Raw genomic sequence first — 24,741 nt, 5'->3', positions numbered from 1 at the left:
CTGCGGCGGGCGCGCCGCCCTTGCGGCACCCGCACCCGGCCGCTTCGCGGGGCCGCTCGCCGGCCCCGGGCCCCGCCGGGACCCCGCGGTGAGCGGGGCCCCGTGCGGTGCGGTGTCAGCGGGTGCCCGCCACCGTCTCGCGGGCGGCCCTGATGGTCTCCTTGAGCGAGCCCATCGTGGCGAGGACCGCGGTGGGTTCGTAGCCGCAGTGCGCCATGCAGTTGTCGCACCGGGCGTCCTTGCCCCGGCCGTACTTGTTCCAGTCCGTCTCCTCGATGAGCTGGCGGTACGTGGGCACGTACCCGTCGGCCATCAGGTAGCACGGCCGCTGCCAGCCGAACAGCGAGTAGTTGGGGATCGCCCACGCCGTGCAGGGGAAGTCGGCCTTGCCTTCGAGGAAGTCGAGGAACAGCGGCGAGTGGTTGAGCCGCCACTTGCTCCTGTTGCCGCCGCCGAACGCCTTCTTGAACAGCTCGCGCGTCTGCGTGACGCCGAGGAAGTGGTCCTGGTCGGGTGCCTTCTCGTAGGCGTACGCGGGCGAGATCATCATCTCGTCGACCTTGAGGTCGTCGTTGAGGTAGTTGAGCACCTCGATGATGGTCGCCGGGGTGTCGGTGTTGAAGAAGGTGGAGTTGGTGGTGACCCGGAAGCCGCGGCGCTTGGCCTCCTTGATGGCGGCCACCGCCTCGTCGAACACGCCTTCCTTCGCGACCGACTCGTCGTGCCGCTCCCGCATGCCGTCGATGTGCACGGTGAAGGAGAAGTACGGCGACGGCGTGAACTTGTCGAGCTTCTTGCGCAGCAGCATCGCGTTGGTGCACAGGAAGACGTACTTCCTCTTGGCCACCAACTGCCGGACGATCTCGTCGATCTGAGGGTGCATCAGCGGCTCGCCGCCTGCAATCGAGACCATCGGGGCGCCGGACTCCATCACGGCGCCGACGGCCTGGGCCACCGGCATCCGCTGCTTGAGCACGCCCGCAGGGTGCTGGATCTTGCCGCAGCCCTCACACTTCAAATTGCACGCGAACAGGGGCTCGAGCTCCACGATCAGCGGGAACTTGTCCCGCCTGCGGAGCTTCTGTTCGGCAAGGTACGTCCCGACCCTGATGGTCTGTCGGAGCGGCATAGCCATCTGGCTCACCTCCTGGGGAGCAGCAAAGAACGGTGCCATTCATAAAGAACCGGAAGAACGGCACGGAGAACACGGAAGGCTGATATTCCCCCGCGTACCGTGCCGATCCGGACGAGCTCGTGCTCCGGAGCGTCCACGACCACACGTACGGCCGCAACCGGGCGAGGCCCGGCCTCCAGAGCGGTGCGGAGCGTCGCGGCGGACTCCATGTCCACCCCGACGGCTCCCGTGGTGCGTAGTTCGGCCCGTTCCTGGCCGCGTACCACGTGGTCGGAACCGGTGAGCGGACCGGTGTGGACCCTGTGCCCGGGCAGCGCCCGGGACAGCGCATCGGAGAGCAGTTCCGTGCCCGCGCAGGGCGTGGCCCCGTGGGCGTCCCTGGTCTCCTCGGCGACGACGAGGTCCCCCGGGCTCATGCCCGGGGTCAGACCGGCGCAGAAACCGGACGCGACGACCGCCGCGCCGCGGTGCCGGTCCTCGCCGAGCGCGCCCCGTACGGCGCGCTCGGCGTTGGCGGGGCCCATCCCCGTGCGCAGCACGGTGACGGGCCCCGCGGGCTCGCCCCTCCTGCCGCGCAGCGCGAACCGCTCGATGCCGAGCGCGCAGGCGATCAGCAGCGGCGTGTCCGGTTTCGAGGGATCGGTCCCCGCGGCGTCGGCCATCAACCCGCCCGCAGGACTCGGTCGGCGAGTGGCTCGCCGTGCACGTAGCGGCCGAGGGCGGTGAGCGGGAACACCTGCCGGTACAGGTGGTAGTTGATGGAGAAGTCCCACGGGAAGCCCGTACCGGTGAAGTACGGCTCGTCCCACGAGCCGTCCTCCCGCTGCGTCTCGGCGAGGAAGGCGACGCCGCGCTCGACGGCCTTGCTCTCCTTCTCCCCCGCGGCCAGCAGCGCGAGCAGCGCCCACGCCGTCTGGGACGCGGTGGAGGCGCCCTGCCCGATCCACTTGTCGTCGGTGTAGGAGCGCTGGTCCTCGCCCCAGCCGCCGTCCTCGTTCTGGACGGACTCCAGCCAGGCGACCGCGCGCCTGAGGGCGGGGTGTGTGCCGGGCAGCCCGGCGGCGGCGAGCGCGGGCACCACGCAGCCCGTGCCGTAGACGTAGTTGGTGCCCCAGCGGCCGAACCAGGCGCCGAACGTCTCCTGTTCCGCGAGCAGCCACTCGACACCGCGCCGGGTGGCGGGGTGGTGTGTCTTGCCCTCGTACGCCAGCATCTCCACGACGTGCGCCGTGACATCGGCGGACGGGGGGTCGATGACCTCGCCGAAGTCGCAGAACGGGAGCCGGTTGGGGAACGGACTGGTGTTGTCCGCGTCGAACGCGGCCCACGCCCCGTTCTTCGACTGCATCCCGAGCGTCCAGCGGGCGCCGCGCGTGACGGCGTCCTCCAGCTTGCCCGGGTCGGGGTGGTTGACCCGGCGCAGCGCGAGGATGACCTCGGCGGTGTCGTCGATGTCGGGGTAGTTGTCGTTGTGGAATTCGAACGCCCAGCCGCCGGGGGCCAGCGAGGGCCTGCGGACGGACCAGTCACCCGGTCGGGTGATCTCCTCGTTCATCATCCAGTCGGCCGCCTTCACCAGGGCGGGGTGGTCGGCCTCGACGCCGGCGTCGGCGAGCGCGATGGTGGCGAGGCAGGTGTCCCACACCGGGGACTGGCAGGCCTCGATCATCCGGGCGCCGTCCTCGCGCCAGACCGCGAAGCGGTCGAGGGAGGCGAGCCCCTCGCGCATCACGGGGTGCTCCAGGTCGTAGCCGAGCAGGTGAAGCGCCATCAGGGAGTACACGGCCGGCGGCTGGATGCCACCCCAGCAGCCGTCGTTCTCCTGCCGCTCGATGATCCACCGGGAGGCCGCGCGCATCGCGGCGCGGCGCAGCTTGCGCGGTGCGACCTTGCGGTACGCGTGCAGCGCCTTGTCGAGCCGCTGGAAGGCGCCGTCCCAACTGGCCACCTGCGCAAGGGGCTTGGCGGGGTTGGGGTCGGCCGGGTCGGTGTGCAGCTCGTCCAGGGGGAAGGGCGCGGGGCGCACCGGCCTGACCGCGCCGACCACGGTCAGCGGCACGATGGTCTGCCGGGCCCAGCAGCCGAAGTCGTAGACGTTGAGCGGCAGCCACTTCGGGAAGAAGATCACCTCGGGCGGCATCTCCGGCAGGTCTTCCCACTTCCACCAGCCGAACAGCGCGAGCCAGATGCGGGTGAAGACCCGGCTCGCGGCGATCCCGCCCTGCTCGCGCACCCATGCGGCGGCGCGCGCCATGTGCTCGTCCTCGGGACTGTCGCCGGCGAGGCGCAGCGCGACATACGCCTCGATGGTGGCGGAGAGCTCGCCCGGGCCGCCGTGGAAGGTGGCCCAGGTGCCGTCGGCCCGCTGCTCTCCCCGGATGAAGAGGGCGGCGGCCTCGGTGGTGTGTGCGTCGCGGATGCCGAGGAACTGACGCAGCAGCAGGTCCTCGGCGTCCATCGTCACATTGGTTTCCAGGTCGCCCTTCCACCAGCCGGCCGCGTCCTGACGGCCGAGCAGGTGGTCGATGGCCCTGCGGGTGGCGCGCTCCGCGGCCTCCCGTACCTCTCCGGCCTCGGCAGTGGTGGCCGGCACGCCCGCCGAAGCCGCCTCGGAGCCCAGGGCTCCGGCGCTCCCGTCGGTCGTCGCTGTCATAACTTCCCCTCCGTGCAGTGGTGCTTCTGCTGTGCTGGGGTCTGGGCCGTCCTCCTCCGTGCCTGCGGCGGGCCGGACGGCGACTGCTCGGGTCAACCCCCAGAAAGGGCAGATATGGGAATAGTGATCATCTCTCTCGTACGACGACGAAGTCGGCGAGCGCGACGAAGCGCGCCCGGACTTCTTCCGGCATGTCCACTCCTGTCAGGGCTTCCACCGCGACGGAGTGCTGCCGGCGAGCCTCCTGGGAGGTCCACTCGCGCCCGCCGGCCTCTTCGATCAGCGCCGCGCGGGTGGCGAATTCTTCCTCGGAGAAGGTCTCGAAATCATTGCTTTTGGCGTCGGCGGCCAGGAGTTCGCCGAGCCGGCGCGACGCGGCGTTGTCCGCGGCGAGCGCGGCCACCACCGGCAGGGACTTCTTGCGCTGCCTGAGGTCGCTCCAGGTCTGCTTGCCGGTGGAGTCGGGGTCGCCCCAGATGCCCAGCAGGTCGTCCACCGCCTGGAAGGCCAGGCCGAGATGGTGCCCGTAGGACTCCAGCAGGTCGGCGGTGCGGTCGTCGGCCCCGCCGAGCACGGCGCCGATGGAGGAGGCACAGGCGAGCAGCGCGCCCGTCTTGTTGCCCTCCATCCTCAGGCACTCCTCGACGGTGACCCGCTCGCGGTGCTCGAAGGAGATGTCCTGCGCCTGACCGTCGATCAGCTTGCGGGTGGCGCTGGTCAGCCTGCGGGTCGCCCGGCCGGCCTCGACGCTGCCGAGTTCCAGCAGGATCTCGTTGGCCAGGGCGAACAGCGCGTCGCCGACCAGGATCGCCTGGGCGGGCCCGTGCACCTTCCACACCGTGTCGCGGTGCCTGCGCTGCTCGTCACCGTCCATCAGGTCGTCGTGCAGCAGTGAGAAGTTGTGTACGAGCTCGACCGCGACGGCTCCCGGCACGCCCTCCTCGGGCGCGGCTCCCGCCGCCTCGGCCGACAGCAGGGCGAGCGCGGGGCGCACGGCCTTGCCGCCGTCGCCCGCCGCGGGGTTGCCTGCGGCGTCGATCCACCCGAAGTGGTACGCCGAGACGGTGTCCATCGGCGGCGCCAGCCGGTCGACGGCCGCGCGCAGCACCGGGGTGGCAAGGCTCCGCCCGCGAGCGAGCAGCGCGTTGACGTCCGCAGTGTCGACAGCCAGGTTGGCCGGGGGCACAGTCGGCACGGTCTCTCCTCTTGTTCCAGTACTCGTAGGTGCGGTTCCCGCGCTCACGCCGCCTCCCCCAGGGGGTGTCCGTGGGGGCGGCCTAGCTCGGTCAGGGCGGCGCCCGCGGCGTTCAGTCCGCTGCGGACGGCGCCCTCCATCGTCGCGGGCCATCCGGTCGCGGTCCACGAACCGGCCAGGAAGAGGCCCGGCGCGTCGGTGCGTGCCGCGGGGCGCAGCCGCCCCACACCCGGTGCGGGCGCGAAGGTCGCGGTGCGCTCCCGGGTGACGAAGAAGTCCCGTACCCCGGCGCCGCGGGCGGCGGGCAGCAGCCGTTCGAGTTCGGGGAGGTAGCGCTCCCGCAGGCGCGCCACGGGGAGTTCGATGTCGTCCTGCGCTGCGGACTGGGACAGCGCCAGGTACTGGCCGTCCGTGAGGCCGGACGTCCCGGTGCGGTCGAAGACCCACTGCACGGGGGAGCCGAGCGCGGCGAAGAACGGGCGGCGCAGGACCTTACGGTCGTACACCACATGGACGTTGAGGATCGGCGCGGTGCCGATGGCGAGCAGGCGTCCCGGGTCCGCGAGCGCGCCGTCGGGCAGCAGTGCGTGGGCCTCGCGCTGTGCTACGGCGAGCACGACGGTCTCGGCCTCGACGCTCTCCCCGTCGAGTGCGACGCGCCAACCGCCTTCGGGGCGGCGGCTGATGTCCGAGACCCTGGTGCGCAGTTCGGTGCGGACGCCCGCCGCGGCGAGTGCCTTGGCGGCGAGGGTGTCGTGGAGTTCACCGAGGGGGACGCGCGCCCAGCCGATGTCGGCGGCGCCCGGCTCGGTCAGCAGTCCCGTTGTGAAGACCTTGGCGGCGAGGGCGAGTGAGCTCTGCTCCGCGGTGGCGTTGAGCGTGGCCACGCCGACGAGGTCCCAGAGCGCCTCGACCGTGCGCGGGGACTGGCCGTGGCGGTGCAGCCAGGTGGCGAAGTCGACCTCGTCGAGGGCGGGGTCCTCGAGGTCGAGGTTCCTCAGCGCGAGGGCGGCTCGGCCCACCGACGCCCGCTCGGCGAGCGAGAGGTGGGGATAGCGCGCGAGACCGGCGGCCAGGTGCAGCGGCACGGGCAGGGCGTTGCGGCGGATCCGGCCGAGGCGGGGCCTGTCGCCCGCGACGTCGAGGACGGGGACGTCGAGCCGGTCCTGGAGGGGGGCGAGCGCCGTGCCCTCGACACGGTCGAGGAACCACCGGTACGCGGTACAGCAACGCAGGTACACATGCTGGCCGTTGTCGACGGTCAGGTCGCCGCGGGTGAACGAGAAGGCGAGGCCGCCCAGGCGCGGGCGGCCCTCCACCAGGGTGACGGCCAGTCCCGCGTCGGCGAGGCGGAGGGCCGCGGTGACTCCCGCGAGCCCCCCGCCCACCACCACGGCCCGGGCTTGTCCCGGATCGCCGGCCCCCGTCATGTGCGCTCCCCCCGTGAGGTCACGATCCGGGACGCGGCGGGGTGCGTCGGGGTCGCCGGGCGCCGGGCAGGCAGGTGCGAGCCATCGGCGGTCTGCCGCATCAGCCGCGCCCCCTGGAGGTCCGTCGTGAGATGTGGCGGGCGTCGAGACCCGACAGCCCGCGCACGGCAACATACGCCTTCTCGCGCCCCGGGAGTGACACCCGCCCCCTCAGCACCGCCTCCGGGTCGCGCTCGATGCGGTCGAGCAGCCGCCGGTAGATGCCGGCCATCGCGGCGACGCACGCGCCGCTGCGCCGGTCGAGGAGCGGGAGGAGCTGGTAGCCCTCGGCGAAGAGACGGCGCGCCCTGCGCACCTCGAAGTGGACGAGCCCGGCGAAGTCGGAGCCCGCGGGCGGGGTGGCGCTGTGGAAACCGGCGGAGCAGCCGAACTTGGCGAGGTCGTCGGCCGGCAGGTAGGTGCGTCCGTTGCCCGCGTCCTCGCGCACGTCCCGCAGGATGTTCGTGAGCTGCAGGGCGAGGCCCAGCGTGTCGGCGTATCCGAAGGCGCGCTCCGAGGTGGCGGCGGGGCCGCCGCCGAACACACCGAGCGAGAGGCGCCCGATGGCGCCTGCCACACAACGGCAGTAGACGCGCAGTTCGTCCCAGGTCTCGTACGTCTCGCCGCGCACGTCCATCAGGACGCCGTCGATGAGTTCGTCGAGCGCGTCGATCGGGACGGGGAAGCGCCGTGCCGTGTCACAGAGGGCGACCGCGACGGGGTCGGTGTCGTCCTCCTCCACGGCCCCCTTGCGCACCCGGTCGAGGAGGACACGGGTCTCCTCGAGGCGGGCTTCCTTGGTCTCGGTGTCCAGCGTCCCGTCGCCGATGTCGTCGACCCGGCGCGAGAGCGCGTACAGGGCCGACATGGCCTGGCGTTTCGCGGCGGGCAGCAGTCTGATGCCGTAGGCGAAGTTCCTGGCCTGCGCCCCGGTCACGGCCTCGCAGTAGCGGTAGGCCGCCTGTACCGGCGCGGACACGGGTGTCTGTTTCTCCACGTTCCGGCTCACCCCTCTCTGTGCGCACTTCGCAAGACAGCTCCCACCTCGCGCAGCAACCGTGGCCTGGTGGGCTTGGGCGGTCCGGAAAGCACATCGTGCCCGGCGGCCGCGATCGACGCGAGGGCGGCGCGCCCACCTGCCACGAATCCGGCGAGCAGGAGCCGGAGTCTGCCGTGGACGCTACCGACAAGAGCTGTGCCCTGCGCGAGCAGGTCCCCCGCGCGCTCCGCCTCGAACGCGATGAGCGTGCGTACGGAGGCGTTCGCGGTGGGTGCGGCGAGGTCGGCCTCGCAGACGCGGAAGCGCTTCATGTCCTCCGCGGGCAGGTAGATCCGGTCCCGTGCGAGGTCCTCCGCCACGTCCTGGAGGTGCTCGACGATCTGGAGCGCGGTGCAGATGGCGTCGGAGCGGCGGACGCGCTCGGGGGTCTCGGTACCGGTGATGCCGAGGACCAGGCGGCCGACCGGGTTGGCCGAGAGCTCGCAGTAGGCGAGCAGGTCGTCGTAGGTCTCGTACCTGCGCACCAGTTGGTCCTGCCGGTTGGCGCCGATCAGCCCGAGGAAGGGCTCGGGCGGCAGCGCGCGGCGGTGGACGGTGGGGGCGAGGGCGCGCAGCAGATGGTGGCCGGGCTCGGGGCCCTCGGGCTCGAAGACGCGCCGCAGGTCGGCCTCGAAGGCGTCGAGCAGGGCGACGCGGTCGCCGACGCGTTCCGGGTCCACACCGAGCTCGCGGGCGTCGGCCCCGCCGGGGGCGAGGTCGCCGTCGCCGATGTCGTCGACGAGCCGGGAGAAGCCGTACACGGCCATGAGGTCGTCGCGCCAGTCGCGGGGCAGGAAAAACGGGGCTACGGGGAAGTTCTCGTCCGTCGCCTTGTCCAGTGTGTCGCGAGCCGGTGCGTCCGCGCTCCCGTCCTGACCCGTCACTGCGGAGTTCCCAATACGGGGACGGAGTAATCCTCGCAGATCCGGAGATTTTCCGTCATTTCCGTCATATCTCCCGTTCTACACTGCCAACCGAATACATCCCATTTCGGACACGCCGCCCGCCCTCCCGAGCAATCACCACCCCGGCACGTGGGGTACTCAGGGGGGAATCACCCCACTTGCCGTGAATTCAGAACCAGCTCAGCTTACGTTGTACAACGGGAAGGGTCTCGTCCGGGGTGTTGCGCGCATTACAAGAACGCTGCGATCCGCGGCAACGCTTCCCCTGCTGCGGCGACTTGACCCGCCCTTGACACTTTCCGGTCCCGGCGACGTGCGAAGGCCCCCGCGGGACGCCTCCCACGGGGGCCGAGAACGCCACCGGTCCCGCGTGCTACTTGCCGGTCTCCTTCTCGTAGGCGCGCAGCACCTCTTCGGTGGGCCCGTCCATCAGCAGCTCGCCCTTCTCCAGCCACAGCACCCGGTCGCAGGTGTCCCTGATGGACTTGTTGCTGTGGCTGACGAGGAACACCGTGCCGGCTTCCTTCCGCAGTTCCCTGATGCGTTCCTCGGAGCGGACCTGGAACTTGCGGTCACCGGTGGCGAGCGCCTCGTCGATCATGAGCACGTCGTGGTTCTTGGCGGCTGCGATGGAGAAGCGCAACCTGGCCGCCATACCGGAGGAGTACGTACGCATCGGAAGCGTGATGAAGTCGCCCTTCTCGTTGATGCCGGAAAAGTCGACGATCTCCTGGTACCGCGCTCTGATCTCCTCCCGCGACATGCCCATGGCCAGGCCGCCGAGGATGACGTTGCGCTCGCCGGTCAGGTCGTTCATCAGGGCGGCGTTGACACCGAGCAGCGAGGGCTGGCCGTCCGTGTAGACCTTGCCGCGCTCCGGCGGCAGCAGGCCCGCGATGGCCCGCAGCAGCGTCGACTTGCCCGAGCCGTTCGAACCGATCAGGCCGATCGCCTCGCCCCGGTACGCGGTGAACGTCACGCCGCGCACCGCGTGCACCCTGCGCACGCCGCGCGACTCGCCCTTGTCCTTGCGGATGATCCGGCTGAGCGCCGCCGTGGCGCTGCCCTTGCCGCGGCCGCCGCCGTTGACCCGGTACACGATGTGCACGTCGTCGGCGATCACCGTCGGGACGCGTTCGTCCGCGCCCGGCTTGTCGAGAGAGATGTCAGCCACGGCCGTACTGCTCCTCAGCCTTCCAGAAGTAGATGAATCCGGCGGTGCCCAGGAGCACCGCCCACCCGAGCCCCCACAGCCAGACGTGCGCGGGCAGGTTGTGTGCACCGTAGCCCCGGATCAGCGCGTAGCGCACCAGGTCCATGTAGAGGGCGAGCGGATTGTGCTGCAACGCCGCTTTGATCCACTGGGGCCTGCCCTCCAGCATGACAGGGATGGAGAACATGACGCCCGACGCGTACATCCAGGTGCGCATCACGAACGGCATCAGCTGGGCGAAGTCGGGGGTCTTGCTGCCGAGCCTCGCCATCACCATCGTCAGGCCGACGTTGAAGACGAACTGGAGCGCGAGCGCGGGCACCGCGAGCAGCCAGCGCGGCGACGGGTAGCTGCCGAAGGCGACGGCCGCGACGACCAGGATGACCATCGAGAACAGCAGTTGCTGGAGCTGCTGGATCGCGACCGACACGGGCAGCGCCGCGCGCGGGAAGTGCAGCGCCCGCACCAGGCCCAGGTTGCCCGAGATGGCCCGGACACCCGCCGTGACCGAGCTCTGGGTGAACTGGAAGATGAACACACCCGTGACCAGGAACGGCACGAAGACGTCGTGCGGGATGCCCCGACGCGTCCCCAGGATCAGCCCGAAGATGAGGTAGTAGACGCAGGCGTTGAGCAGCGGAGTGGCCAGCTGCCAGATCTGCCCCAGCTTCGCCCGGCTGTACTGGGCGGTCAGCCTGGCACTGCTGAACGCGACGATGAAGTGGCGCCGCCCCCACAGCTGCCGTACGTACTCCGGCAGCGGCGGGCGCGCGCCGCTCACCGAGAGGCCGTGGCGCGCCGCAAGCTCCGCGAGGGGGTCCGGTGTGCGGTCGGACGGCGGGCCCGTGCCGCCGTCGCGTGCTGTCTTCGTCAAGGGTCACAGAACCTTCGTGTGCGGGACCGCGTACGGGACGGGCCGGGCGCGGGGCTAGCGGAGCCTGCTCGACGCCAGGATGGACACCAGGTGCAGCAGCGTCTGCGCCACCGCGACGGCGGCGAGCACCGCGACACCCAGCCGGGTGAAGAAGAGGCCGCTGCCCGCCGGGACGCACGCGTCGAGGACCGCCGCGAGCAGGATGAACAGGCTCGCCTCGATCCCGCCCACCAGCCGGTGGAACCTGAGCGCCGCGGCTGCGCGGCGGACCAGCGCGAGCCCCGACGAGCGCGGCGCGGACGCCTCGTCCGCGACCGCGGGCAGGCCGCTGCGCTGCCGCGCCACGTCCACCAGGTCGGTCTCGGCCTTGATGAGGATCGCGCCGAGCGCGGCCAGGGTGCCGAGGAACGCCCACAGCCAGCCGGGGTGCGGGCCCTGCCGGTGGAAGACGTCGGCTGCCCGCAGCCCGAACCCGGTGAGCAGCGCGGCCTCGCACAGGTAGTGGCCGGTCCGGTCCAGGTACACCCCGGTCACGGAGGTCTGGCCGCGCCAGCGGGCCACCTCGCCGTCGACGCAGTCGAGCAGCAGGTAGAGCTGGAACAGCAGCGCGGCGAGCACCGCGCCCGGGAGGCCGGGCAGCAGCAGCACGGCGCCGCCGAGCACGCCCGCGACCACCATGAGGTACGTGAGCTGGTTGGGCGAGATCCGGGTGTTCACCAGATACGGGTCGATCCTGAGTGAGATCTCCCGCATGTACAGCCGTCCGGCCCAGTGTTCGCCGCTGCGCCGGTCCTTCACCCCGGCGGGGTGGACGACCGGGCGCAGCTCAGCCGCGGATGGTCTTGGCATGGTCGGCGTAGGCGTCCCTGATCTGGTCGGTGGACAAATCGAGGTGTTCGAGGACGGTGAACCGCCCCGGCCGGGTCTGCGGCGCGTACGCGACGGCCGCCACGAACTCGTCGGTGGTGAAGCCGATCTCGTCGGGCAGCACCGGCAGCCCGTGGCGGCGCAGGACACGCGCGAACAGCTGTGCCTCCTCGCGCGCGCCGCGCAGGTGCATCGCGAAGGACGCGCCGAGCCCGACCTGCTCGCCGTGGAGCGCGCAGCGCTTCGGGTAGAGCAGGTCGAAGGCGTGGCTGATCTCGTGGCAGGCGCCCGAGGAGGGCCGGGTGTCGCCGCTGATGGACATCGCGATGCCGGTCAGTACGAGCGACTCGGCGAGCACGGTCAGGAAGTCGTCGTCCCCCACGCCGCCGGGGTGGCGCAGCACCGCCTCGCCCGCCTGCCGTGCCATGGCGGCGGCGAGCCCGTCGACGGGTTCGCCGTTGACGGCGTGCGACAGCTCCCAGTCGGCGAGCGAGGACAGGTTGGAGACGGCGTCGCCGATACCGGAGCGCACGAAGCGGACCGGGGCCGCGCGGATCACGTCGAGGTCGATCACGACGGCGATGGGCGTCGGCACGCCGTACGAGCCGCGGCCGTTGTCGTTGTCGAGGGTCGCGACGGGCGAGCAGAGGCCGTCGTGCGACAGGTTGGTCGCGACGGAGACCATGGGCAGGCCGACCCGGGCCGCCGCGTACTTGGTCACGTCGATGATCTTGCCGCCGCCGAGCCCCACCACGGCGTCGTAACGGGTGCCCTTGATGCCGTCGGCGAGCCGGACGGCCGAGTCGATGGTGCCGTCGGCAACCTCGTACCAGTCGGCGCCGGGCAGCCCCGGTTCGAGGCGCGCCCGCAGCGCCTGGCCCGAGCCGCCGCTTATGGCGAAGGCCAGCCGGCCGGACGTGGAGATGCGCTGGTCGGCGAGGAGGGCCGCGAGGCCGTCGAGGGCGCCGCGGCTGATGTCGACGACGAGCGGCGAGGGGATGAGCCGGGTCAGTACTGGCACGCGATCGCCCGGCCCTTCGCGAGGTCGTCGTGGTTGTCGATCTCCACCCACGGCACGTCGCCGATCGGCGCGGTGTCGACGGTGAACCCGCGGTTCACCAGCTCCTGGTACCCGTCCTCGTAGTACAGCTGCGGGTCCCGCTCGTAGGTGGCCTTCAGCGCGTCGGCGAGGTCGGCGGCGGCCTCGGGCTCGATCAGCGTGACACCGATGTACTCGCCCGTCGCGTCGGCCGGGTCCATCAGCTTGGTGATGCGGCGCACGGCCGAGCCGTCGCAGACGACCTTCATCTCCTCGTCCGCGAGGGTCTTGACCGTGTCGAGGGCGAGGATGACGCGGCGGCCCCCGCCGCGCGCCTTGAGCAGGTCCTGCTCGACCGAGACGGGGTGGACGGTGTCGCCGTTGGCGAGGATGACGCCCTCGGCGAGCACGTCCCGGGCGCACCACAGGGAGTACGCGTTGTTCCACTCCTCGGCCCTGTCGTTGTCGACGAGGGTGATGCGCAGCCCGTAGCGGTCCTCAAGCTCCGCCCTCCGCGCGTACACGGCCTCCTTGCGGTAGCCGACGACGACGGCCGCCTCGGTGAGGCCGACCGCGGCGAAGTTGCCGAGCGCGATGTCGAGCACCGTGGTGGTGCCCTCCCCCGCGGGGTCGACGGGCACGAGGGCCTTGGGGAGGGTGTCGGTGTAGGGGCGCAGACGCCGTCCCGCACCGGCTGCCAGGACCAGGCCGATCATGCCGTTTCTCCTTCGTCGTGTACGGCGGGGGCCGAGGAGGACACCCAGAAGCGGATGGACTCGAACAGCGCCACCAGGGCGACGGCCACCGCGAGGACCGTCAGGGCCGTGGCGAAGTCGGCGCCGCGGGCCACCAGGACCGCGGCGAGCACGACGGCCACGAGCGTTCTGGTCTCGTGGCCGCCGAGGGCCAGCACCAGCGCGCGGGGGGGCGCGCCCGTGCCGCCGCGGATGCGGTAGGTCGTGTCGTAGTGATGGTAGGCGACGGCCGCCACCAGCCCGAAAGCCGCGGGCAACGCGCCGTTCACCCCGCTGCGGGCGGCGAGCAGCAGCACCGTGCCGTACTCGGCGGCCCGGAAGACGGGTGCGACCAGCCAGTCGAGCGGCCCGGTCAGCGGCCTGGCGACGGCGAGGCCCGAGGTGACGACGTACAGCAGGGCTGCCAGGACGGGCCAGGGGCCGTCGACGCGGGCGTACGCGGCGGTGGCAGCGAGCACCGCGCCGCCCACCAGTGCGACGGCGAAGGGGAAGAGGGACGGCAGCCGCCGCACCGGGCGGCCTGCCGCGGCGGCGACGGCCCGCGCGAGCGGTCCCGAGTCGGCGAGGTCCGCGAGGGCGCGGGTGGCCCGCTCGGTCCGCACGGACCTGCGCAGCACGGAGCGCAGCACCCGGCCGGCCGTGGTGTAGCAGGCGGCGAAGGCGCAGCCGACGAGCAGCACCACGAAGGTGATGCGGGGGGTGGTGGCCGCGGTGAGCACCGCGATCAGGGCCCAGCGCTCACCGATCGGCAGGACGATCATGCGCCGTGCCCACACCGTCCAGCCGACGCTGTCGAGGCGGGTGGAGAGCGCGGAGGTCGGGGTGCCCGCGACGGGCCCCGCCGCGGAGGCCGCGGGGGCGCTCTCCGCGTGGGCCTCGTTGAAGGCGAAGTCCACTACGTGCCGGCAGGTCTGCAGCACCATCGCGCCGAGCGCGAGCGCCCATACGTCGTCCCCGCCGCGGGCCGCGCCGAGGGCGAGGCCCGCGTAGTACGCGTACTCCTTGGCGCGGTCGAAGGTCGCGTCGAGCCAGGCCCCGAGCGTCGAGTACTGGAGCGAGTAGCGCGCGAGCTGGCCGTCCGTGCAGTCGAGGACGAACGAGCAGTACAGCAGGATGCCGGCGGCGATGTAGCCGCCGCGGGTGCCTGTGGCCGCGCAGGCGGCGGCGATCACGGCGGTGGCCAGGGAGGCCGTGGTGACCTGGTTGGGCGTGAGGCCGCGGCGGGCGCACCAGCGGGCGATGTAGCGCGAATAGGTGGACACGAAGAACGTGGTGAAGAAGCCGTCGCGGGCCTTCACCGCCGACCGCAGCCGCACGGCCTCGTCGTCCACGGCTGCCACGGCGCGGGACGCCTCGGCGCGGGACGCGTCGTCCTCGGGCACGGCCGCGACGAGCGAGCCGAGCTCCGCGCGGTGCGGGGCCTCCCCGCCGGCCTCCAGCGCGGCGGCGACCCGGTCGGCGAGCGCGCCGGTGCGCGGGGCCGCGGCAAGTCCGGTGCCGCCGCCGGGCCCGTGCCCGCCCGCGGCCCCGCCCCCGTGTGCCTCGCGGAGCGCGCGGGCGAGGGACCCGCGCGCCTCCGGCTTGGCGGTGACGGCTCCCGTGGTCGCGGAGAGCGGGAAGCGCGGGTCGGTCAGGGCGAGGCGCAGGGCGTGCAGGTGGCCGACGAAGCGGGGGTCGACCAGGGCGACCCGCTCACCGGCCGGCACGTCGGCGAGCAGGCGGGCGGCGTCGGCGCCGTCGCGCGCGCAGCGTACGTCGAAGCCCAGCGAGCGCAGATGGCCGTCGAGCGGCGATCCGGGCACCTGGGCACCTGTGAGGATGGCGGTCGACAGACGAACTCACTCCTTGGCACTGGCAGGTCGGGGCGCGCGGACGGCCGCTTGCCCGGACCGGGGCCGCGGCGGCACGCCGGCAGGAGCGTGCGGCCGGGCGGCGGCGGAGGCCGCCCGCGGGCACGTCGGCAGAGGCTATCGGATGAACTGAAGACCGATTTCACCGACCGTTTACGCCTCGGACGCCCGGGTCTGCCCGCCGGTTCCCGCCGGGCCGCGGGCCAGGGGCGGCGTGCGGGCGCGTGCCGGTCGGCGGGGGACGCGGGGGCGGGCCGGGCGCCGGCCTCTACAGTGAGGCCATGACGTGGCTGATTACGGGCGGGGCCGGCTACATCGGGGCGCACGTGGTGCGGTCCATGACGGCGGCGGGCGAGCGGGCCGTGGTACTCGACGACCTGTCGACCGGGGTGGCGGAGCGGCTGCCCGGCGAGGTCCCGCTGGTGCGCGGCTCGATCGCGGACCGGGGCCTCGTGGACCGGGTGCTGGCGGAGCACGCCGTGACGGGGGTGGTGCACCTCGCCGCGAAGAAGCAGGTCGGCGAGTCGGTCGAGCGGCCTCTCGCGTACTACCGGGACAACGTCGCGGCCCTCGCCACGCTGCTCGACGCGGTGGTGGCGGGGGGCGTGCGGTCCTTCCTGTTCTCGTCGTCGGCCGCGGTGTACGGCACCCCGGACACGGCGCGGATCGCCGAGGACACGGCCACGGCCCCGATCAGCCCGTACGGCGAGACGAAGGTCGCGGGCGAGTGGCTCGTGCGGGCGGCGGGCCGGGCACACGGCCTGGCCACCGCCTGTCTGCGCTACTTCAACGTGGCGGGCGCGGCGGCCCCCGCGCTCGCCGACACCGGCGTCTTCAACATCATCCCGATGTTCTTCGACCGGATCACCCGTGGCGAGGCGCCGCGGATCTTCGGGGACGACTACCCGACGCCGGACGGCACGTGCGTACGCGACTACATCCATGTGGCGGACCTGGCCGACGCCCATCTGGCGGTCGCCCGGTCGCTGGCGGGCCGGGGCCCCGGGGACCTGACCGTGAACATCGGGCGGGGCGAGGGCGTGTCGGTGCGCGAGCTGGCCCGGGTCGTGGCCGAGGTGACCGGGGACACGGCGGAGCCGGTGGTGGAGGGGCGGCGTCCGGGCGACGCGCCGGCTTCCGTGGCGTCGGTGGACCTGATCGCCTCGGAACTCGGCTGGACGGCCTCGCGGGGCGTACGCGAAATGGTGGAATCCGCGTGGGAGGGCTGGCGGCTCCAGCACCCGCGGGCACTGGCTCTGTGACCTTTCCCCGGCGCTGACCTGCGGGCATTTCCGCAGGTCAGGTGAGATGACAACGGTGTTCAGCGTCGTGTTGCCGAGGGTCGCGGGAGCGTAGTTCACTGACGTCGTCGGCAGAGCGCCGCGGCGTCGGGGAGGTGGCCCATGGGGGCAGGGCACGAGCACGGGCACAGCCACGGACCGCCGCCCGGCGAAACGGTCACCGCGGGGTACCGCAGCCGGCTGCGGGTCGCGCTCGCCATCACCCTGGCCGTGACGGCGGTGGAGATCGCCGGTGGCGTGCTCTCCGGGTCGCTCGCGCTGATCGCGGACGCCGGGCACATGGCGACGGACGCGCTGGGGCTCGGCATGGGCCTGCTCGCGATCCATTTCGCGGCCCGGCCCGCCGACGCGAGCCGTACGTACGGTTACGCGCGCGCGGAGATCCTGGCCGCGCTCGCCAACTGCCTGCTGCTGCTCGGGGTCGGCGCGTTCCTGCTGTACGAGGCGGTCGACCGCTTCCTCGCCCCGCCGGACACCCGGGGCGGCCTGACCATCGTGTTCGCGCTGATCGGCCTGGTGGCCAACGCGGTCTCGCTGTCGCTGCTGATGCGCGGGCAGCGGGAGAGCCTCAACGTGCGCGGCGCGTACCTCGAGGTGCTCGCGGACACGCTGGGATCCTTCACAGTGCTTGTCTCCGCGGGGGTCATCCTGGCCACCGGCTGGCAGCTCGCGGACCCGGTCGCGTCGCTGGTGATCGGGCTGCTGATCGTGCCGCGCGCGGTGAAACTGCTGCGGGAGACGCTGGAAGTGCTGCTCGAGGCGGCGCCGAAGGGCGTCGACATGGCGGAGGTGCGCGCCCACATGCTCGCCATGCCCGGCGTGGTGGACGTGCACGACCTGCACGCCTGGACGATCACGTCGGGGATGCCGGTGCTCTCCGCGCACGTGGTGGTGGACCAGGACGCGCTCGACGCGGTGGGCCACGAGAAGATCCTGCACGAGCTCCAGGGCTGCCTCGGCCACCACTTCGACGTGGAGCACTGCACCTTCCAGCTGGAGCCGGGCGGCCACGCGGAGCACGAGGCCAGGGTCTGCCACTGACGGCGCGCGGGCGCGGGCGCGCGCCGGGTGCACGCGCTGCGCGCCGCGGGGGCCAGGGCCCTCGGTGGTGTCCGCGGCGGCAATCGTGGGAACGGATCATGATCGCGCCCCCGAAGTGCCGACACGAGGGCCTCGTGCGGCAGACTTGGGGGCCGAAGCCCGGAGCGAAGGACGGTTATGCCGACGACACCAGCCACCACGGCGGACAGCGCGCAGGCGGACGCACAGGAAACGATCATGCTGGAGCTCGTCGACGAGCAGGGCAGGACGATCGGGACCGCGGAGAAGCTCGCCGCGCACCAGGCGCCAGGACAGCTGCACCGGGCGTTCTCCGTCTTCCTCTTCGACGAGCAGGGCCGGCTGCTGATCCAGCGCAGGGCGCTCGCCAAGTACCACTCCCCCGGCGTGTGGTCGAACACCTGCTGCGGCCACCCGTATCCCGGCGAGGCGCCGTTCGCCGCCGCCGCCCGCCGCACGTTCGAGGAACTCGGCGTGTCGCCCTCGCTGATGGCGGAGGCGGGCACCGTGCGCTACAACCACCCGGACCCGGCGTCGGGCCTCGTGGAGCAGGAGTTCAACCACCTCTTCGTCGGACTCGTGCAGGCGACGCCTGCGCCGGATCCCGGGGAGATCGCGGAGTGCGCGTTCGTGTCGGCGGCCGAGCTGGAGAAGCGCTGCGCGGACGACCCGTTCTCCGCGTGGTTCATGACCGTGCTCGACGCGGCGCGCCCGGCGGTCAGGGAGCTGACGGGGGCGCAGTCCGGCTGGTGAGCGGCAGCGCCGCCCAGACCACCTTCCCGCCGCCGGCGGTGTGCTCGACGTCGCAGGCACCGCCGGCCTCCCGGGAGAGCTCCTGCACCAGCAGCAGTCCGCGCCCGCCCGTCTGGGTCTGGTCGCGCGCCAGCGGCTTCGGCCGGTAGGGGTGGTCGTCCTCCACCGAGACCCTGATCCAGCCCGCGTCGACGGAGAGCTCCACGCCGACCTCGGGTGAGAGGACCGCGGCGTGGCGCACGGCGTTGGTCACCAGCTCGGAGACGATCAGCAGCACCCGCTGCACCAGGTCCTCGTCGGCCGGCACTGCCTGGCGCACCAGGAGGTCGCGGACGGCGTGCCGCGCCCGCGGCACGGACGCGTCCACGGCAGGGGCGCTGAAGCGCCACACCCCCTCGTACGGCAGTGGCCGGACCGGAACACTCCCGCGGCTCTCCATCTGCGGCACCCACCCTCGTCTCGTTCCCCGTTGTCCACTCGCGTCACCGAGTGTTGGCGCGGGGCGACGCGTCGTGGCGCACTGAACACAAGTCAGCGGCTATCGGCTGTTCACGACCGGAACCGCGCGAAAAGGGGGCAGAGAAGACCGGTTGTGCGCGCCGCCTGTACGGAACCGGCCACCTGCACGGTGTACGGAATCGGCACGGGCTTCCGGCATACTCCACCGGCAGCGCCACGGCGGTCCTGCCGCCCCGCCACGCCCCGGCCATCTTCCGTGTCGCGCGGGCCCGTTCGGCCCTGACCTGCCGGAAAGCCCGCGGTCTGCCCCCGGCGGGCCGGGTGCGGACACCGTGCACGGACGGTGACAGACCTACCGGTCGTGCCCTTCCCTGTCCGAGCCACCTGCCACAATGCAGAGCGCGTAACGGACCCTCAAGCGGAGCGTGACAGTGACGACGTCCATCGAAGGCAGGATCGCCGAGGAGCTCGGCGTACGGGAGCGGCAGGTCGAGGCGGCCGTGAAGCTGCTCGACGGCGGGTCGACCGTCCCGTTCATCGCGCGCTACCGCAAGGAAGCGACCGAGATGCTCGACGACGCGCAGCTGCGGACCCTGGAGGAGCGGCTGCGCTATCTGCGGGAGCTGGAGGAGCGCCGCGCGGCCGTGCTGGAGTCCGTGCGCGAGCAGGGCAAGCTGGACGAGGCCCTGGAGGCGCGAATCCGGTCGGCGGACACCAAGGCGCGCCTTGAGGACATCTATCTGCCCTTCAAGCCCAAGCGGCGCACCAAGGCGCAGATCGCGCGGGAGGCGGGGCTCGAACCACTGGCGGAGCGGCTGCTCGCCGACCCGTCGGTGGAACCGGCAGCGGCGGCGGCCGCGTTCGTGGACGACGCCAGGGGCGTCGCCGACACCGCCGCCGCCCTGGAAGGCGCGCGGGCCGTCCTCACCGAGCGGTTCTCGGAGGACGCCGACCTGATCGGCGAGGTACGCGAGCGCATGTGGGAGCGCGGCAGGCTGGCCGCGAAGGTGCGGGAGGGCAAGGAGGAGGCGGGCGCCAAGTTCGCCGACTACTTCGACTTCTCCGAGCCGTTCACCCAGTTGCCCTCGCACCGGGTGCTCGCGATGTTCCGCGGCGAGAAGGAGGAGGTCCTCGACCTCACCCTGGAGCCCGAGGAGCCGTCGGAGGTGCCGGGACCCAGCACGTACGAGAACATGATCGCGCGCCGCTTCGGCGTGGCGGACCGCGGCAGGCCCGCGGACAAGTGGCTCGCCGACACGGTGCGGTGGGCCTGGCGCACCCGGATCCTCGTCCGCCTCGGCATCGACCTTCGGCTGCGGCTGCGCACGGCCGCCGAGGACGAGGCGGTGCGGGTCTTCGCGGCGAACCTGCGGGACCTGCTGCTGGCCGCCCCCGCGGGGACGCGGGCCACGCTGGGCCTCGACCCCGGCTTCCGCACGGGTGTGAAGGTGGCCGTCGTCGACGCCACCGGCAAGGTCGTCGCGACGGACACGGTCTACCCGCACGTGCCCGCCAACAAGTGGGACGCGGCGCTCGACACGCTGGCGCGGCTCGCGAAGGAGCACGCGGTCGAGCTGATCGCGATCGGCAACGGGACGGCGTCCCGCGAGACCGACAAGCTCGCCGCGGAACTGTGCGCCAGGCACCCGGAGCTGAAACTCACCAAGGTGATGGTGTCGGAGGCCGGCGCCTCGGTGTACTCGGCGTCCGCCTTCGCCTCGCAGGAGCTGCCCGGCATGGACGTGTCACTGCGCGGCGCGGTGTCCATCGCGCGCAGGCTGCAGGACCCGCTGGCCGAGTTGGTGAAGATCGACCCGAAGTCGATCGGCGTGGGCCAGTACCAGCACGACCTCTCCGAGGTGAAGCTGTCCCGCTCGCTCGACGCGGTGGTCGAGGACTGTGTGAACGGCGTCGGCGTGGACGTCAACACCGCGTCGGCGCCACTGCTCTCCCGGGTCTCTGGCGTCACCTCGGGCCTCGCGGAGAACATCGTCGCCCACCGGGACGCCAACGGCCCGTTCACCTCGCGCAGGGCGCTCAAGGACGTGCCGCGGCTCGGTCCCAAGGCGTACGAGCAGTGTGCGGGGTTCCTGCGCATCCGCGACGGCGAGGATCCGCTGGACGCGTCCAGCGTGCACCCGGAGTCGTACCCCGTGGTGCGGAGGATGGTGAAGGCCGCGGGCACCGAGGTCGCCGCGCTCATCGGCAACACCTCGGTGCTGCGCTCGCTGCGGCCCGGTGACTTCGTGGGCGAGTCGGTGGGCCTGCCCACGGTCACGGACATCCTGCGGGAGCTGGAGAAGCCGGGGCGCGACCCGCGGCCCGCGTTCAGGACCGCCACCTTCAAGGAGGGCGTGGAGAAGATCGGCGACCTCTCCCCCGAGATGGTCCTTGAGGGCGTGGTGACGAACGTGGCCGCCTTCGGCGCCTTCGTGGACATCGGCGTCCACCAGGACGGGCTCGTGCACGTCTCGGCGATGTCGCGGACCTTCGTGAAGGACCCGCGCGACGTGGTGAAGCCGGGCGACGTGGTCCGGGTGAAGGTGCTCGACGTGGACATCCCGCGCAAGCGGATCTCGCTGACCCTGCGGCTCGACGACGAGGCCGGGGCCGCGGCGGGCCGCGCCGACGGCGGCCACGAGCGCCCGGGGGGCGGCGGCGCCGGCGGGCGGGCTCCGCAGCAGCGGCAGAGCGGCGGGCGCGACCGGCGCGGCAGCGTGGGTGGTGGTGGCCAGCGCCGCCAGGCGCCCGCGCCCGCCAACAGCGCGATGGCCGACGCGCTCCGCAAGGCGGGCCTCCTCGGCAAGGAGCGCTGACGGCGCGGCGTCGGGCGCGGGTCCGCGGCGCCGGGTCGCGGCCGTGTGGTGTGAAGGAAGGGTGAGCGATCGGGCCGTGGCGCGCGTGGGGGCGCGGCGGCCGGGTAGCCGCGTTGCCGTGACGGCAGTGGGACACGACGCGGAGGCACCCGTGCCTCCGGTGTGCCGGTGTGACCGCCCTGACCCGCGGTGCGGTGGGCAGGTGGGAGCGGTGTGGTCCGGCGGGCCGGTGTGCGGTGGGTTCCCGGCGCCCTCTCGGCGCGCGGGCCGCGTCCCGTGGCCGTCCGCGCCGCCGGGCCCACGGGCCGGTGATGTTCGGTCATGTCACCGGTGAGGCGGCACCGGCGGTGGCACCTCCCCTCGCTCCGGGCGGGACGAGGGCAGGGCCGCGTCGCGGATGCGGGTCAACGCTCCGTGACGCGGCCCTCAAACACGTCGAGCCTGCGCGTGGTGCGCACGGCGCCGAGCATGCGCCGGTCGTGGGTGACCAGCAGGAGTGTGCCGTCGTAGGAGCCGAGCGCGGACTCCAGCTGCTCGATGGCCGGCAGGTCGAGGTGGTTGGTGGGCTCGTCGAGGACCAGCAGGTTGACGCCCCTGCCCTGGAGGAGTGCGAGCGCGGCGCGGGTGCGCTCACCCGGCGACAGGGTCGTGGCGGGCCGCGTCAGGTGGTCCGCCTTGAGGCCGAACTTAGCGAGCAAGGTGCGCAGTTCGGCGGGTTCGGCGTCGGGCACCGCGACGCGGAAGCCGTCGAGCAGGGTGTCCGTACCGAGGAACAGGCGCCGCGTCTGGTCGACTTCGCCGACCACCACGCCGGAGCCGAGGGACGCGGTGCCCGCGTCGAGCGGCAACCGCCCGAGCAGCGCGCCGAGCAGAGTGGTCTTGCCCGAGCCGTTGGGCCCGGTGATGGCGATTCGGTCGGTGCGGTCGATCTGGAGCGTCACGGGTCCGAGCGCGAAGGCACCGCGCCGCACCACCGCGCCGCCCAGCGTCGCGACGACGGCGCCAGAGCGGTCGGCGGCGGCGATCTCCATCCGCAGCTGCCACTCCTTGCGCGGCTCCTCCACCGCGTCGAGGCGCTCGATCAGCCGCTCCGTCTGGCGTGCCTTCGCGGCCTGCTTCTCGGTGGCCTCGGTGCGGAACTTGCGGCCGATCTTGTCGTTGTCCGGGGCCTTCCTGCGGGCGTTCTTGACGCCCTTCTCCATCCAGGAGCGCTGGGTGTGGGCGCGGCTCTCCAGCGCCGACCTGCGGTCCGCGTACTCCTCGTACTCCTCGCGCGCGTGTCTGCGCGCCCGCTCGCGCTCCTCCAGATACGCCTCGTAGCCGCCGCCGTACAGGGCGGTCCTGTGCTGCGCCAGGTCGAGTTCGAGGATCCCGGTGGCGGTGCGGGCGAGGAACTCTCGGTCGTGGCTGACGACGACGGTGCCGGCGCGCAGGCCGCGCACGAACTGCTCAAGGCGTTCGAGGCCGTCGAGGTCGAGGTCGTTGGTCGGCTCGTCGAGCAGGAAGACGTCGTAGCGGGAGAGCAGCAGGGAGGCGAGCGAGGCGCGGGCCGCCTGCCCGCCGGAGAGCGTGGCCATCGGCTGGTCGAGCCCCACGGTGAGGCCGAGCGACGCGGCGGTCTCCTCGGCCCGTTCGTCCAGGTCGGCGCCGCCGAGGGCGAGCCAGCGCTCCAGGCCGGACGCGTACGCGTCGTCGGCGCCGGGCACGGCGTCGACCAGCGCCGCCGTCGCCGTGTCCAGGGCGGCCTGCGCCTCGGCGACACCGGTGCGGCGGGCGAGGAACTCCCGTACGCTCTCGCCCGGCCGGCGTTCGGGCTCCTGCGGGAGGTGGCCGACCGCCGCCGTGGGCGGGGAGAGCGACAGGGTGCCCTCCTCGGGTGTGTCGAGCCCGGCGAGCAGCCGGAGCAGGGTCGACTTGCCCGCGCCGTTGGCGCCGACGAGCCCGATCACGTCGCCGGGCGCGACGACGAGGTCGAGCCCCGAGAACAGGGAGCGGGCGCCGTGGCCTGCGGCGAGGGCTTTGGCTACGAGCGTGGCAGTCATCAGGCCGCCGATCCTAACGGGGGCCGGCGGCGCGCGGCAGCCGGGTTTCGCGGTGCGCGGGGGCTGCGGGGGCCGCGTCACGCGGGCCGATCATGGGCGCCGCAGGAACTAGGCTGTGGCGCACCCCGAGACGAGGAGCGCACCGTGCCCGACACGCCCCCGCAGGCACCCGCCGGGTCGAGACCGCCGGCAGGGCCCCGCCCGACGCTCGAGGCCGTCGCGGCGCGCGCCGGTGTCTCGCGCGCCACGGTCTCGCGGGTGGTCAACGGCAGCACGGGTGTGCGGCAGTCGCTGGCGGACAAGGTGCACCGCGCCGTGGAGGAGCTGGGCTACGTGCCGAACCACGCGGCGCGCACCCTGGTCACGCGGCGCACCGGCGCGGTGGCGGTGATCATCCCCGAGCCCGAGGTGCGCATCTTCTCCGACCCCTTCTTCTTCCGGCAGATCCGCGGCATCAGCAAGGAGCTCACGGCGCACGACACCCAGCTGGTGCTGATGCTCGTGGAGGGCAGCGGCGACTTCGAGCGGGTGTCGCGCTATCTGGCGGGCGGCCACGTCGACGGCGCGCTGGCGTTCTCGCTGCACACCGAGGACCCGATCCCCGCGATCACCCGGCGCGCCGGCATCCCGACGGTGTACGGCGGCCGGCCCGTGTGGACGGCCGCGCCCGACCGGCAGGCGGTGCCGTACGTGGACGCGGACAACAGGGACGGCGCGCGGGTCGCGGTGCGGCTGCTGCGCGACCTGGGCCGTGGCCGCATCGCGCACATCGCGGGGCCGCTCGACCAGACCTCGGGCACCGACCGGCTCGACGGGTACCGCGACGTGCTCGGGGCCGACTACGACGAGACGCTGGTCGCGCAGGGCGCGTTCACGCCGGAGAGCGGGGCCCTGGCGATGGCGGAACTGCTCGCGCGCAGGCCCGACCTGGACGCGGTGTTCGCCGCGAACGACCTGATGGCATCGGGCGCGCTGCGGGTGCTCAAGGAGAGCGGCCGCCGGGTGCCCCGGGACGTGGCGCTCGTGGGGTTCGACGACATGGACTCGGTGGCCGCGTCCACGGACCCGCCGCTGACGACGGTGCGCCAGGACGTGGAGGGCCAGGGCCGGCTGATGGCACGCCTGCTGCTGCACGGCCTCGACGAGGCGGCGGCCCCGGCCGGGCAGGACGGGGTGGCCCCGCTGGCGGCGGCGCCCGACAGCGACTCGGTGATCATGCGGACGACGCTGGTGCGGCGGGCCACGGCCTGACCGCGGGGCGCGCCGGTGCCCCGGGGCTTTCCCGGCGTGCGGCCCCGCGGTGATACTGCCGGGGCA

General features: G+C 72.8%; 20 protein-coding genes. 5 read left to right on the top strand and 15 right to left on the bottom strand.

Annotation, left to right across the window (positions count from 1 at the left end; all coding sequences use genetic code 11):
* Positions 1-115: 115 nt before the first annotated feature.
* The 13 genes from hpnH to ABEA77_RS05565 all read right to left on the bottom strand — a co-directional run bounded on the left by hpnH (position 116) and on the right by ABEA77_RS05565 (position 14,976).
* The gene (gene hpnH, locus ABEA77_RS05625; protein ID WP_345642000.1) at positions 116-1,135 is read right to left on the bottom strand and encodes an adenosyl-hopene transferase HpnH; all 1,020 of its coding nucleotides are present in this window, start codon (positions 1,133-1,135) and stop codon (positions 116-118) included.
* A 5-nt stretch (positions 1,136-1,140) separates the two neighbouring features.
* Complete coding sequence (locus ABEA77_RS05620; RefSeq protein ID WP_345641998.1) at positions 1,141-1,797, bottom strand: phosphorylase family protein; 657 nt, start codon at positions 1,795-1,797, stop codon at positions 1,141-1,143.
* Positions 1,797-3,788, bottom strand: coding sequence for a squalene--hopene cyclase (gene shc, locus ABEA77_RS05615; RefSeq protein WP_345641996.1), 1,992 nt, complete (start codon positions 3,786-3,788; stop codon positions 1,797-1,799). Before shc ends, ABEA77_RS05620 begins: the two co-directional genes overlap by 1 nt.
* A 127-nt stretch (positions 3,789-3,915) precedes the next feature.
* Positions 3,916-4,974, bottom strand: coding sequence for a polyprenyl synthetase family protein (locus tag ABEA77_RS05610; RefSeq protein ID WP_345642184.1), 1,059 nt, complete (start codon positions 4,972-4,974; stop codon positions 3,916-3,918).
* A 53-nt stretch (positions 4,975-5,027) separates the two neighbouring features.
* Entirely contained in the window at positions 5,028-6,413 is a 1,386-nt protein-coding gene (gene hpnE, locus ABEA77_RS05605; protein WP_345641993.1) for a hydroxysqualene dehydroxylase HpnE, read from the bottom strand.
* A gap of 100 nt (positions 6,414-6,513) precedes the next feature.
* Positions 6,514-7,461: a presqualene diphosphate synthase HpnD gene (gene hpnD / locus ABEA77_RS05600; protein WP_345641990.1), complete on the bottom strand. Its 948-nt coding sequence runs from the start codon at positions 7,459-7,461 to the stop codon at positions 6,514-6,516.
* Positions 7,458-8,375, bottom strand: coding sequence for a squalene synthase HpnC (hpnC, locus tag ABEA77_RS05595; RefSeq protein WP_345641988.1), 918 nt, complete (start codon positions 8,373-8,375; stop codon positions 7,458-7,460). Before hpnC ends, hpnD begins: the two co-directional genes overlap by 4 nt.
* A gap of 394 nt (positions 8,376-8,769) precedes the next feature.
* Positions 8,770-9,561 carry an ABC transporter ATP-binding protein gene (locus tag ABEA77_RS05590; RefSeq protein WP_425588206.1) on the bottom strand — a complete coding sequence of 264 codons (792 nt, stop codon included), beginning with the start codon at positions 9,559-9,561 and terminating at the stop codon, positions 8,770-8,772.
* Position 9,562: 1 nt separating this feature from the next.
* Entirely contained in the window at positions 9,563-10,483 is a 921-nt protein-coding gene (locus tag ABEA77_RS05585) for an ABC transporter permease (protein WP_345641984.1), read from the bottom strand.
* Positions 10,484-10,537: 54 nt separating this feature from the next.
* A complete protein-coding gene (locus ABEA77_RS05580) occupies positions 10,538-11,332 on the bottom strand; it encodes a CDP-alcohol phosphatidyltransferase family protein (protein WP_345641982.1) in 795 nt (264 codons plus the stop codon).
* A complete protein-coding gene (locus ABEA77_RS05575; protein ID WP_345641979.1) occupies positions 11,310-12,371 on the bottom strand; it encodes an iron-containing alcohol dehydrogenase family protein in 1,062 nt (353 codons plus the stop codon). The genes ABEA77_RS05580 and ABEA77_RS05575 overlap by 23 nt, the downstream gene beginning before the upstream one ends.
* Entirely contained in the window at positions 12,359-13,105 is a 747-nt protein-coding gene (locus tag ABEA77_RS05570; RefSeq protein ID WP_345641976.1) for a phosphocholine cytidylyltransferase family protein, read from the bottom strand. Before ABEA77_RS05570 ends, ABEA77_RS05575 begins: the two co-directional genes overlap by 13 nt.
* Positions 13,102-14,976, bottom strand: a complete 1,875-nt coding sequence (locus ABEA77_RS05565) for a DUF5941 domain-containing protein (RefSeq protein ID WP_345642183.1) — start codon at positions 14,974-14,976, stop codon at positions 13,102-13,104. The genes ABEA77_RS05570 and ABEA77_RS05565 overlap by 4 nt, the downstream gene beginning before the upstream one ends.
* Positions 14,977-15,275: 299 nt before the next feature.
* Between ABEA77_RS05565 and galE the strand changes: the two genes are divergently transcribed.
* The 3 genes from galE to idi all read left to right on the top strand — a co-directional run bounded on the left by galE (position 15,276) and on the right by idi (position 18,107).
* Complete coding sequence (galE, locus tag ABEA77_RS05560; protein ID WP_345641973.1) at positions 15,276-16,256, top strand: UDP-glucose 4-epimerase GalE; 981 nt, start codon at positions 15,276-15,278, stop codon at positions 16,254-16,256.
* A 141-nt stretch (positions 16,257-16,397) separates the two neighbouring features.
* On the top strand, positions 16,398-17,336 hold the full coding sequence (locus tag ABEA77_RS05555) for a cation diffusion facilitator family transporter (protein WP_345641971.1): 939 nt from the start codon (positions 16,398-16,400) through the stop codon (positions 17,334-17,336).
* A gap of 177 nt (positions 17,337-17,513) precedes the next feature.
* Positions 17,514-18,107 carry an isopentenyl-diphosphate Delta-isomerase gene (gene idi / locus ABEA77_RS05550; RefSeq protein ID WP_345641969.1) on the top strand — a complete coding sequence of 198 codons (594 nt, stop codon included), beginning with the start codon at positions 17,514-17,516 and terminating at the stop codon, positions 18,105-18,107.
* On the opposite strand, the gene ABEA77_RS05545 is transcribed toward idi, so the two are convergent.
* Positions 18,073-18,546: an ATP-binding protein gene (locus ABEA77_RS05545; protein WP_345641966.1), complete on the bottom strand. Its 474-nt coding sequence runs from the start codon at positions 18,544-18,546 to the stop codon at positions 18,073-18,075. The genes idi and ABEA77_RS05545 overlap by 35 nt on opposite strands.
* A gap of 451 nt (positions 18,547-18,997) precedes the next feature.
* On the opposite strand from ABEA77_RS05545, the gene ABEA77_RS05540 reads away from it, so the two are divergent.
* A complete protein-coding gene (locus ABEA77_RS05540; protein WP_345641964.1) occupies positions 18,998-21,382 on the top strand; it encodes a Tex family protein in 2,385 nt (794 codons plus the stop codon).
* A 404-nt stretch (positions 21,383-21,786) separates the two neighbouring features.
* Here ABEA77_RS05540 and ABEA77_RS05535 read toward each other — a convergent pair whose 3' ends face one another.
* Positions 21,787-23,424 (bottom strand): ABC-F family ATP-binding cassette domain-containing protein, encoded by a 1,638-nt coding sequence (locus tag ABEA77_RS05535; RefSeq protein WP_345641961.1) that lies wholly within the window; start codon positions 23,422-23,424, stop codon positions 21,787-21,789.
* Between the two features lie 144 nt (positions 23,425-23,568).
* On the opposite strand from ABEA77_RS05535, the gene ABEA77_RS05530 reads away from it, so the two are divergent.
* Positions 23,569-24,675, top strand: coding sequence for a LacI family DNA-binding transcriptional regulator (locus tag ABEA77_RS05530; RefSeq protein ID WP_345641958.1), 1,107 nt, complete (start codon positions 23,569-23,571; stop codon positions 24,673-24,675).
* The last annotated feature ends 66 nt before the right edge of the window (positions 24,676-24,741 follow it).

It is taken from the genome of Streptomyces tremellae (assembly GCF_039540215.1).
GTDB classification, from domain to species: Bacteria; Actinomycetota; Actinomycetes; order Streptomycetales; family Streptomycetaceae; genus Streptomyces; species Streptomyces tremellae.
Note: the sequence above shows the minus strand (reverse complement) of the source record. Positions and strands in the feature narration are given on the sequence as shown.